The following is a 10604-nucleotide window of genomic DNA, read 5'->3' as shown; positions in this document are numbered from 1 at the left end:
TCAATGTTGGTGTGAGAATCGCCATTAACCCCGAGAATTTTCCGAAATATCACAGCCACGCCACAGTCATTCAAAATGCCCCGAAAGCCACTCTCAGCTGCAGAAACCACAAAGCCGAGACGAGAGGAACGTACCTCGTCTCGGCTCCTAGAACCTAGGTATGGAAGTAGGGCAATCTTGGTCACATTTATCTTGATTTATGTACCAAACCTACCCGTTTGGGGGTCAACCCCCAGGCCAAGTCCGGCCCTACTGAGCGGTCGCTCGCGGACGCGACACCCACTCGATCCAAGCGTCCATCCCAGCGCCGGTTTTCGCAGAAACCTCAAACACTTGCACTCCCGGATTCACTGTCTCCAGATTGCGACGGAACAATGCCATGTCGAAATCCAGATAAGGCAACAGATCCACTTTGTTAACCACCACTGCAGCGACAGAGCGGAACATGATCGGGTACTTCAGCGGCTTATCCTCACCCTCAGTAACCGAATACACCATGGCCTTGCAATGTTCCCCCACTTCAAATTCTGCAGGACACACCAGGTTGCCAACATTTTCAATCAGCACCAGATCCAGGGTGGACAGATCCAGCCCTTTCAAAGCTTTCGCGACCATTGGCGCATCCAAATGGCATTCACCACCGAAGCCATTGCCAGTGTTGAGCAGGGAGATCTGGGCGCCGTAGCCTTCGAGCCGATCGGCGTCGATAGCCGTTTCGATATCACCTTCTACGATGCCGATACGCACCTTGCCTTGTAGCGCCTCCAAGGTTTTCTGCAACACTGATGTCTTGCCAGAACCCGGCGCGCTCATCAGGTTCATGCACTGGACACTGTGTTGATCAAAAGCTTCACGATTATGTGCAGCGCGGTGATCGTTCTCGGCAAAAATGTCCTCTAGGACAACGATGCGCTCGCGCCCGGTGTCATAGCCGGAATGATCGCCGTGCTCACTTGCAGCGGGATCAATGTGCTCAAGGTGTACATGGTCGCCGTGCTCGTGATCGTGCTCATGATCGTGGCTGTGTACGGTGCCGTCGTCGTGGCGGTGGAATCGTCCCATGGGTTAGCTCCTAGTTACATCGATATCGAGGATGGTGAACTCATTACCACTTGTCACTTCCGCTGTTTCGCCACAGGTTGGACAGGTGAAGTCGAGTTCAGAAAGTTGTGTTTCGTGTCCGCTTGCGCAGGTAATGCGCACTGGCTCCCAGTGTATGTCTAGTTCAGCGTCCTCAAGAGGTGAGTCTTTGACGACAAATCCCCAGGCATACTCCAAGGTTTCGGGCACCACCTGACGCAGTGCGCCAATACTCATGCGCACGGTGAGGACCTCTCGACCAGCGGCAGCCCGAGTAACGGCGCGCGCCAGCTGCGTAGCCAAAGCGACTTCATGCATAACCTAGAACGTAGCAGTCTAGGCTGGTGAGCATGACAGAACGTCGTGATATCCGGCTGCGCGGGGTGGTCCAAGGCGTGGGCTTCCGCCCCCATGTGGCTGCCACTGCAGCCAAGTTTCCCATCACTGGCTGGTGCGGTAACGACGACCGTGAAGTGTTTATTGAAGCCCAAGGGAAATCCGCCGATATCGACTCGTTCCTCTGCACCTTGTTGGACACATTGCCGCCCTTGGCCCACGTAATTTCCGTCAGTACCAGCACGCTGCCGCTTGTCGACGACCATGGTTTCCGCATCGTATCGTCACGGCACGTCCCAGGTACGCGCACACTGATTCCTCCAGATGTGGCCACCTGTCCAGAATGCTTCGCCGATATGTCCAGGCCGGACGATAGGCGCTACCGCTATCCGTTCACCAACTGCACCAACTGTGGCCCCCGGCTAACGATCATCGAAGACCTACCGTACGACCGGCCTGCCACGACCATGAAGAAGTTTCCGATGTGTCCGGACTGTGAACAGGAGTACCGCGATCCCAAAGACCGGCGTTTTCATGCCCAGCCAATTTCCTGCCCGAATTGTGGCCCGCAGCTGTGGCTCGAGGGGATCGACTCTGACGACCCCATCCGCACTGCTCAGGAGCTGCTCGACCAAGGGAGAATCCTCGCGGTCAAGGGCTTAGGCGGCTTTCACTTGCTCTGCGATGCCCGCAATGAACAAGCGGTCTTGGAGCTGCGGCGTCGAAAAGCGCGGCCCGGCAAGCCCTTCGCGGTGATGACCCCGATGACCTCACTAGCGGAGCTGACGGCGGAGCAGCAGGCTTTGCTGGAATCCCCTGCACACCCGATCGTGATTGCACCGATGAGCAGCTCCTATGATCTCGCGCCTGCAGTGGCACCGGGACTCAACGATGTGGGAATCATGCTGCCCTATACACCGCTGCACTCGCTCCTCGTGGACCGGCCGTTGGTGGCTACCTCCGGCAACCTCTCTGGAGAGCCGCTGTGCTACACAAATGCTGACGCGCTGGCTCGCCTCAAAGGATTTGCGGACTATTTTCTCCTGCACGACCGGGACATTCATGTTCCCGTAGAGGATTCGGTCTTCCTGGAGACGATGCCGGTGCGCCGCTCCCGCGGATATGCTCCGTTGCCGTTCTCGCTGCCGGGCTCCGGCACTGTGTTAGCCGTGGGTGGCGAGCTCAAGAACACCTTTTGTCTCGCTCATGATGATATCGCCCACGTGTCTGCACACATCGGCGACATGGGTTCCTTGGCCAGCCAGCAGGCTTTCGAGCGTTCGGTCGCGCAGATGCTCCGTATGCAGCGCTGTGAGCCGGAGATCGTAGTGTGTGACCTACACCCGAACTACGCCACCACGGGGTGGGCCGAACGCTCCGGGTATCCGGTTGTGCCAGTTCAGCATCACTATGCGCATGCGCTGTCCCTGTTGGCATCGCATGGTAGGTTCGAAGGCCCCTTCGCCTGCGCCACGTTGGATGGCACCGGATACGGCACCGACGGCACAGTGTGGGGCGGAGAAATCCTGGTTCTTTCAGAGGACCTGCGCTCTTACACCCGAGCCTGGCACTTGCCACAGTTCCCTATCGTCGGTGGCGACCGCGCGGTGCAGCAGCCGTGGCGCCTCGCGCTCGGACTGGCTCATGCTTGGGATCTACCCTGGGGCTACGAGCATCCGGAAGCCCGCCAGGTAGAGCTACAACTCGGGCGCAACCTGGGGCTGGTGCAGACCTCCTCACTGGGCAGGCTTTTCGACGCCGTCGCAGCCATGCTCGGCATCTGCACGCAGCAAACCTATGAAGCGCAGGCCGCAATGGAGTTGGAACGGATAGCAAGCGGTTCTCTTCGCTCCGCAGCCCATGATTGGCGCGCGCTCATGCTAGAAGTTCTGGAGGAATCAATTCCAGTGCCCGAGCGGGCCATGCGATTCCATCATGGTGTGGCCGTACTCCTCGCCCAAGAGCTGCGAGCCTGCGCAATGCCTTTCGTCGGCGTAACCGGAGGCTGCGCGTTGAACCGGCTGCTAATGCGATTCCTGCGGCAAGAGCTAGCTGGGTTGGAAGTCTTAACACACGAAACGGTGCCCGCCAACGACGGCGGACTGAGCCTAGGCCAGGCGCTGGCCGGCCGGTTGGCTTTATCCGCTGACAACCCTCGCTAGCAAATACGTGGCAGTGGATCGCCCACCAGCATGTCCACCATGCGGGTACCGCCAAAACCGGTGACTAGTACAACAGATGCAGCTGGTTCTGGTTCCACCCGTCCGATCACACAGGCGTCTTCTGCGCCGGCCTCGCGCAGCGCGGTCACTGCAGCTTCTGCTGAATCAGCTGACACGACCGCTGCAAAGGTCCCTTCGTTGGCCACATACAGGGGGTCTATTCCGAGCATGTCGCAGGCACCACGAGTCATGTCACGGACGGGGATCTTGGAATCCTCCAGCACCACGGCTTTGCCCGTGGCGCGGGCCATTTCATTCATGGACGTCGCTAAGCCGCCGCGGGTGGCATCGCGCATCCAACGGACTTCCGCGCCAGCGCAGAGGGCGTCGATAAGCCCGTTGACTGCCTGGGTGTCGGACTCGATCGGGGCCTCAATGGCAAGGTCTCCGCGGGCCATCATCACCGCCATCCCATGGTCAGCGATGGGACCGGAAAGCACGATTTTGTCACCAGCCTGGATCTGGCTAAAGCCAAGATTGCGGCTCGGCGGGATGACACCGATGCCTGCAGTGGTGATGTACACCTTGTCGCCCGTCCCTTTGGGCACGACCTTGGTATCGCCGGTCGCAATGGTGACTCCAGCCTTGTCTGCTGCAACCCGCATTGCGGCAACGATGCGGCGCAGCTCCTCAAATTCCAGGCCTTCCTCCAAGATGAAGGCCACGGAGATAAGCTTCGGGATAGCACCAGCAACTGCCAGGTCATTCACCGTGCCGTTGATTGCCAATTCGCCGATATTGCCGCCCGGAAACTCGATCGGGCTGACCACATATGAGTCGGTGGACATCGCGATAGAGGAACCATGCTCCTGAATCAAAGAAGCCGCCGACACCACTGCGCTATCGCCACCTTGCGCAAGGACGTCGTTGCCATAAGCGTCGAAGAAGACCTGTTCTACGAGGGCTGCGGAGGACTTTCCGCCCGCGCCGTGCGCTAGTGTGACGCGATCCTCAATGAGGCGAAACGGGCGCAGCCGAACACGCTCAATGTTCGAATTAACTTTAGTTTCGTCCTCGTTGAGGCGATTCTTCGGGTCCACTGGTGCTCCTTTGAATGGGTTTGCTAACAATGTTAGCCCCCAGATGACTGCTAAGCTCAAGTCATATCTAAAGGAGAACCTATGTGTCTTGGTGTTCCTGCGCAGGTAGTAGAAATCCCGGAAGCTGCGCGTGCCAAAGTATCGATCAGCGGCGTGACCCGCATGATCTCCACGGATCTAATGACAGAGCCCCTCGCGGTGGGCGAATGGGTCCTCGTTCACGTTGGGTTCGCGCTCAGCAAGATCGATGAGGACGAGGCCCAGTTGACCCTGCAGCAGATCAAACAGCTCGGCGCGAATACCTTTGAAGACGAGCTCGATTCTTTCAAAGGCAGCGCGATATGAAATTCGTCGACGAGTTCCGTGACCCTGAGGCTGCCAAAGCCCTACTGCGCCGAATCGAGCATGATGCGGCCCTGTTAGAAAAGCCGATTTCCCTCATGGAGGTATGCGGTGGACATACGCACACCATTTACCGCTATGGGCTGGAAAACCTGCTGCCAGAAAACGTGGAGTTAGTCCACGGTCCGGGCTGCCCAGTGTGTGTGATCCCTATGGGGCGCATTGACGATGCTGTGTGGCTCGCCAACCAACCCGACGTCATCCTCACAACTTTCGGCGACATGATGCGTGTCCCGGGCTCCGAGGAATCCCTCTTGCAAGCCCGCGCGAAGGGGTGCGACGTCCGGTTCGTGTACTCGCCTCTGGATGCACTCAAACTCGCCGAGGAGAACCCGGACAAGCAGGTCGTATTCTTTGCTGTTGGTTTTGAAACCACTACTCCTTCCACCGCTGTGACTCTGGAAACTGCGCGTAAGAAGGACATCGACAACTTCACGATCTTCTCCAACCATGTCACCATCGAGCCACCACTGCGTGCCATCGTCAACGGCGGCGAGACTAAGGTCGACGGCTTCATCGGGCCTGGCCACGTCTCTACGATCATCGGCACTCATGCTTTTGACTTCCTAGTGGAAGAATTTGGGATGCCCTGCGCAGTCGCAGGTTTCGAGCCACTTGACATTCTGCAAGCTGTTGCAATGTTGGTGTCTCAATTTGCTCACGACGAAGAAAAGCGCGTTGACAATCAGTACGCCCGCGTCGTGCGTGCTGAAGGAAATCCTGCGGCGCGTGCATTGCTGGACAAGACCTTTGTGCTCCGTGACACCTTCGAATGGCGTGGCCTTGGCTGGCTCGAGAACTCGGGTATGGGCATCGCGCCGGAATACGCCAAGTGGGACGCAGAAAAGCGTTTCGACGTCCCTGGCAACCGCGTCGAAGACCCCAAGGCCTGCGAATGCGGCTCTGTCCTGACCGGCCGAATCAAGCCTTGGCAGTGCAAAGTATTCGGCACCGCCTGCACCCCGCAGACCCCGATCGGCACCTGCATGGTCTCCCCTGAAGGAGCCTGCGCCGCGTACTACAACTTCGGACGTATCGACCGCGAGGCGACGGCTTCTCTAGCCAGATAACAGGTGTCGGATGTGGTAATGCAGATTGACTGTTTCAGGGGCTAAAGTGCCATTTGCGTTGCCAAATCCGACATTGCTACTGCACTTGACTAGCCCTTTAGCTTCCGCCACAGAATCCGACCTGCAGAGTGCGGCAAAGCGAATACTTCACGAACCCACATCTTTGGGGCCTTCGCAAAGGGAGTTCGCGCCGTCACCATCCGCACCGAAAGTCCATGGTGCCATGCCCACATCTTTGTGCGCCAAGCATGAAAGTCGCTGGTCACGACGATCCACATCGGATAGCCTTTCAGCAGCGAAAAAGACTGCTCCAGATTCTCATTCGTGGAGCGCGCTTGGTTTTCTAGCGAGATCACCTCGGGCGAAACCCCACGCTTGATCAGCCAGGAAGCCATCGCTTCCGCCTCTCCCTGATGCCCCGAAACCACCACGTGCTGGGATTCCAGCGCATACGGTAACGCCGCTTGAAGTCTTCGGGTGAGAGTGCCTCCTGGACGGCCGCCCAAAAGCCTGCTGCCCAGGATCAGCACCGGTTCGTGCATCTAGCCCTCCATGAGGCGCTGGCGCAGGGCTTCGTCCTTGGCGAGGACCTCATCGCGCATGTTTTCCTGATACTTCACCATTTTTTCCACCAAGGAGGGATCCCCTACGGACAGGATCCGGGCAGCGAGCAACCCAGCGTTCTTGGCCCCACCGATGGAGACGGTAGCGACCGGCACGCCGCCGGGCATCTGCACGATGGAGAGCAGAGAATCCATGCCATCCAGATCCTTGAGTGCACGCGGGATGCCAATCACAGGCAAGGGTGTAGCGGCCGCAACCATGCCTGGCAGGTGCGCGGCGCCACCGGCGCAGGCGATGATGCACTTCAAGCCGCGCTTGTGAGCCTCACGCGCATAGTCGAGCATGCGCTCTGGGGTGCGATGAGCACTGACGACGCCAACTTCGAAAGGAATGTCAAAGGTGGCGAGCATCTCGGCGGCTGGCTCCACAGTCGGCCAATCGGAATCGGAGCCCATGATGAGGCCTACAAGCGGCTGCATTAGTTGTCCTTCCATTCTGCATGGACCAGGAAGTGAGCCGCGAGCTCGCCCTTTGTCTTGAGCTCTGCCACGTTCCCGTTCCCGGTGAAGTTCACATGCCCGATCTTACGGCCCGGACGGTGCTGCTTGCCGTAGAAGTGAATCTTGGCATCCGGGAATCGTTTCCATACCTCGCGCATACGCTCCGGCATCGGCATCTCCGGATCTTCTGGCGCCCCCAGCACGTTGGCCATAACTGACCATTCCTGCAGCGTGTCCGTGCTACCTAGCGGCATGTCGAGCACTGCGCGAATGTGCTGCTCAAATTGATCGGTGACGCAGCCATTCTGCGTCCAGTGACCGGTGTTGTGCGGGCGCATCGCAAGCTCGTTGACGAAGATGCCGTCCGGAGTCTCGAAAAGCTCGACAGCGAGGTTACCAGTGACACCGAGGACTTCTGCGGTCTTAATTGCGGTTTCTTCCGCTTGCTTCTTCAATTCCGCTTTGAGTCCAGGTGCTGGGGCGATAGCAAACCAGCAAATGCCGTCCTTTTGGATGGACTCGACTACCGGCCAAGCTTTAACCTCTCCGGACGGGCGCCGAGCGACCATCGCTGAAAGCTCACGCAGCAAGTTAACTTTCTGTTCTGCCATCAGCGGGGTGCCGCCCGCAAGCAGCTTCTCGACGAGCCCAACAAGCTCCTGCTTGGACGATGGGAACCACACGCCCTTGCCGTCGTAACCGCCACGGCGAGCCTTAAGGCACACCGCGCCATCAACCTCTTCCCAAAAGGCCTCCGCTTCCGACACTGATTCGATGGCCGCAAACGGTGGAACCGGAGCACCAAGCTCTTTCAGTCGAGTGCGCATGACGAGCTTGTCCTGAGCATTCACCAAAGCTGTCGGGCGAGGCTGGACATTGATTCCCTCAGAGATCAGGGTTTCCAAATGCTCGTTTGGCACATGCTCGTGGTCAAAAGTGACAGCGGTAGCGCCGTGGGTGACGGCGCGGAGGTCGTCGAGGTTCTTGTAGTCGCCCAGTACAACATCGGCTGCGACCTGCGAGGCGCTCTCCTCCAGCGAGCTGGCCAACACACGCACAGACTGCCCGAGCTCGATCGCCGCGGTCTGCATCATGCGTGCCAATTGTCCATCGCCAATCACACACAGAATTGGCATGTCTGGTGCGTGCGCTGCTGGATTCCCTACGTTGTCAGTCACGGCTAATAACTATAGCGCCTAGATCAACACTCAAATAACCTTAGGTTTTATGAAGCTGAACCTTGAGGAGTTTTCCGACACATGGGCAAAAACGTGCGCGGGAAGCCAGATAGAACCGGGAGATCACGTCTGGCTCCACTCGGATTTGTTGTTTTATCCCGACGCGGTCATTACGACAACTTACCAACCCGAGATGACATTTCCGTTGCCATTATTCTTCAACATGACTCGCATCGCGGACACGTTCAAGCTCCCCTGCGGTCGCATTGATCTGACCACACCTAGCGAATGCCTCCGAATGCTCGTGACCAATATCGGATTAACGGCAGACGGCTTTGGAAGCAAGTGGGACTATCACCACGGATTCACCCACGAATCTGAACCGCGACTCTACGCCTACATCGATGAAATCCCGTGGGGTGTCACGATCAGCACTCGCAAAGGAGATTCCAAATTCATCGGTCCTATCGAACCCACTGGAGACTTCCAATGGAAGAGCTAGCAAATATCCCAGCTCTCAGGGAAGTCCATTAGCAGCGCATCAGTCAAGTGGTTAACAAATAGCGTACCCAAACTGGCTTAGCTTTCAGAATTCAGGCGCTCAAATGCGAAAACCAAGAAGCGCCCAACTACGTTTTGAACTGCACCGATTTAAAGCGATGACAACAACTGATGATTCTCCGGTTGTTCGAAACCCATAGAATTATTCAGAGGGATATCTATACATCAGAGAGACCATTGTGAGCCTCCATTCCCAATAGTGGATGAGGTAGTTGCCTTTCCTTTTCAGGGATTACGTCGTGCTGGTGAACGTAGTTTCAAATGGGTTGTGCCCGTTGGCGTGGCGTATGAATTGATCCGGTAATGGACCCCAACTGCGACTAGGGCGGCCATCATGGATACCTTTCGACTCAATTCCTACATCTACTCGAAAGGCTGACATCACAACGGCCGCTCCCCCAAGCATCACCGGACTTAATTCGTACTCACGACCTACCAAGACTGCCGGCGTCCAGCAATAAGTTCGTTGATCTCCGCCGCAACGCGTTTTGTCTTCGGCACATCCGGGAAGATCAGCGGCCGGCTCATGCCTGAGACATCTACATATAGTGAGCCCTTCTTCTTATATGCTCCCAGGATGTGCTGCAGCGGGATGGAATCTTCTCGGGAACCAAATCCCGGCGCCCGTACAATAAGGCGCTCGGAGGTGACGGCAAAACGCTGTCGCCTTAGCCGCAGCAATGGCAGGATGAGTCGCCAAAATATCAACAGCATCCACAGCACTGCGATGCCGTTATGCAAGTCAACCAGCCCTTGATTGTCAGCCCAGCCGATGGCCATCCAACAAACGGTAGTGAGCAACAAGGTTTCGATGACGGGAAAGGTCAGAGAACTTAGCGGTGCGGTGAGATCGTAACGGAAAGACTCGTTCATTGCTGCAACCTCAGGTGAACCACATCGCCGGCAGCGATTTCATGTACTACCGCATCTGCGGACTGCACTTGGATTAGTCCATCATCTGCCACACCGATGCACTCGCCGAGCAGCTCCTTATCACCCGGGAGGTGAACGCGCACTTGTTGCCCGATAGAGCTACAAACGGCGCGGTAGTCCCGCATAAGAGTCGGCTCATTATTCATCCACTGCGTCAAACGCTCTTTAAGAGCAATAAGGACGCTTCCGACCAGCACAGTTCGATCTACCGGGCCGCCGACCATTTCTAGAGAGATCGCGTGTGGCACGGGAAGCTCATCCTCGCTAAGAGAGACGTTCAAGCCCAGACCAATCACAATCGCAGGTTCCGGCTGAAACTGGGCAACCTCAGCGAGGATGCCGCAGACCTTGCGTCCGTTGATGAGGACGTCGTTGGGCCATTTCAGGGCGACGTCGTAGGTGTCACTGAGGGCGTCGATAAGCGCCAGTCCCGTGACCAGCGGCATGGTGCCGAGGCGCTCCACCGCGCTTGTCGACGGCCGGATGAGGATCGACATGGTGGCTTGTGACATCGGTGGCGCGGTCCATACCCGCCCGTGACGACCCCTGCCAGCGCTTTGATAGTCCGTCACAGCTGCGGTCCACTCGGGCGCCCCCTGCAGGGCGGCTTTGACTAGGTCTGCATTGGTGGAACCTGTCTCTGCGGTGTAGTCGATGCGTGGCAGCTGCGTTGCAGCGCGTAAAGCATCGATGTTCAGCGGCTCTCTCATAAGAAAAG

The 10604-nt window shown here is 57.6% G+C and carries 12 protein-coding genes; 4 read left to right on the top strand and 8 right to left on the bottom strand.

Annotation, left to right across the window (positions count from 1 at the left end; all coding sequences use genetic code 11):
- Positions 1 to 249: 249 nt before the first annotated feature.
- The gene (gene hypB / locus WG915_RS07015) at positions 250 to 1062 is read right to left on the bottom strand and encodes a hydrogenase nickel incorporation protein HypB (RefSeq protein WP_339564665.1); all 813 of its coding nucleotides are present in this window, start codon (positions 1060 to 1062) and stop codon (positions 250 to 252) included.
- 3 nt (positions 1063 to 1065) lie between these two features.
- Entirely contained in the window at positions 1066 to 1398 is a 333-nt protein-coding gene (locus WG915_RS07010; protein WP_339564664.1) for a hydrogenase maturation nickel metallochaperone HypA, read from the bottom strand.
- A gap of 32 nt (positions 1399 to 1430) precedes the next feature.
- Between WG915_RS07010 and hypF the strand changes: the two genes are divergently transcribed.
- On the top strand, positions 1431 to 3578 hold the full coding sequence (hypF, locus tag WG915_RS07005; protein WP_339564663.1) for a carbamoyltransferase HypF: 2148 nt from the start codon (positions 1431 to 1433) through the stop codon (positions 3576 to 3578).
- Here hypF and hypE read toward each other — a convergent pair.
- Positions 3575 to 4678 (bottom strand): hydrogenase expression/formation protein HypE, encoded by a 1104-nt coding sequence (gene hypE, locus WG915_RS07000; protein ID WP_339564662.1) that lies wholly within the window; start codon positions 4676 to 4678, stop codon positions 3575 to 3577. The two genes, hypF and hypE, sit on opposite strands and share 4 nt — an antisense overlap.
- Before the next feature lie 81 nt (positions 4679 to 4759).
- Here hypE and WG915_RS06995 point away from each other — a divergent pair, with 81 nt between their 5' ends.
- Together WG915_RS06995 and hypD are read left to right on the top strand one after the other, a co-directional pair.
- Entirely contained in the window at positions 4760 to 5023 is a 264-nt protein-coding gene (locus tag WG915_RS06995; protein WP_339564661.1) for a HypC/HybG/HupF family hydrogenase formation chaperone, read from the top strand.
- Positions 5020 to 6150: a hydrogenase formation protein HypD gene (hypD, locus tag WG915_RS06990; protein WP_339564660.1), complete on the top strand. Its 1131-nt coding sequence runs from the start codon at positions 5020 to 5022 to the stop codon at positions 6148 to 6150. The genes WG915_RS06995 and hypD overlap by 4 nt, the downstream gene beginning before the upstream one ends.
- A gap of 89 nt (positions 6151 to 6239) precedes the next feature.
- On the opposite strand, the gene WG915_RS06985 is transcribed toward hypD, so the two are convergent.
- Genes WG915_RS06985 through WG915_RS06975 form a run of 3 tightly spaced genes read right to left on the bottom strand, consistent with a single transcriptional unit; the run spans position 6240 to position 8350 of the window.
- The gene (locus tag WG915_RS06985) at positions 6240 to 6692 is read right to left on the bottom strand and encodes a YdcF family protein (RefSeq protein ID WP_339564659.1); all 453 of its coding nucleotides are present in this window, start codon (positions 6690 to 6692) and stop codon (positions 6240 to 6242) included.
- Positions 6693 to 7193: a 5-(carboxyamino)imidazole ribonucleotide mutase gene (gene purE, locus WG915_RS06980; RefSeq protein ID WP_339564658.1), complete on the bottom strand. Its 501-nt coding sequence runs from the start codon at positions 7191 to 7193 to the stop codon at positions 6693 to 6695.
- Positions 7193 to 8350 (bottom strand): 5-(carboxyamino)imidazole ribonucleotide synthase, encoded by a 1158-nt coding sequence (locus WG915_RS06975; protein WP_339564733.1) that lies wholly within the window; start codon positions 8348 to 8350, stop codon positions 7193 to 7195. The genes purE and WG915_RS06975 overlap by 1 nt, the downstream gene beginning before the upstream one ends.
- A gap of 265 nt (positions 8351 to 8615) precedes the next feature.
- Here WG915_RS06975 and WG915_RS06970 point away from each other — a divergent pair, with 265 nt between their 5' ends.
- On the top strand, positions 8616 to 8894 hold the full coding sequence (locus WG915_RS06970; protein ID WP_339564657.1) for a hypothetical protein: 279 nt from the start codon (positions 8616 to 8618) through the stop codon (positions 8892 to 8894).
- Positions 8895 to 9385: 491 nt separating this feature from the next.
- Here WG915_RS06970 and WG915_RS06965 read toward each other — a convergent pair whose 3' ends face one another.
- Together WG915_RS06965 and WG915_RS06960 are read right to left on the bottom strand one after the other, a co-directional pair.
- Positions 9386 to 9826, bottom strand: a complete 441-nt coding sequence (locus WG915_RS06965; RefSeq protein ID WP_339564656.1) for a hypothetical protein — start codon at positions 9824 to 9826, stop codon at positions 9386 to 9388.
- Positions 9823 to 10596 carry a biotin--[acetyl-CoA-carboxylase] ligase gene (locus WG915_RS06960; protein WP_339564655.1) on the bottom strand — a complete coding sequence of 258 codons (774 nt, stop codon included), beginning with the start codon at positions 10594 to 10596 and terminating at the stop codon, positions 9823 to 9825. Before WG915_RS06960 ends, WG915_RS06965 begins: the two co-directional genes overlap by 4 nt.
- Between the last annotated feature and the right edge of the window lie 8 nt (positions 10597 to 10604).

This window comes from Corynebacterium sp. H128 (genome assembly GCF_037482625.1).
Taxonomy (GTDB): domain Bacteria; phylum Actinomycetota; class Actinomycetes; order Mycobacteriales; family Mycobacteriaceae; genus Corynebacterium.
The sequence above is the reverse complement of the archived record's forward strand: the minus strand, read 5'-3'. Positions and strand labels throughout refer to the sequence as shown.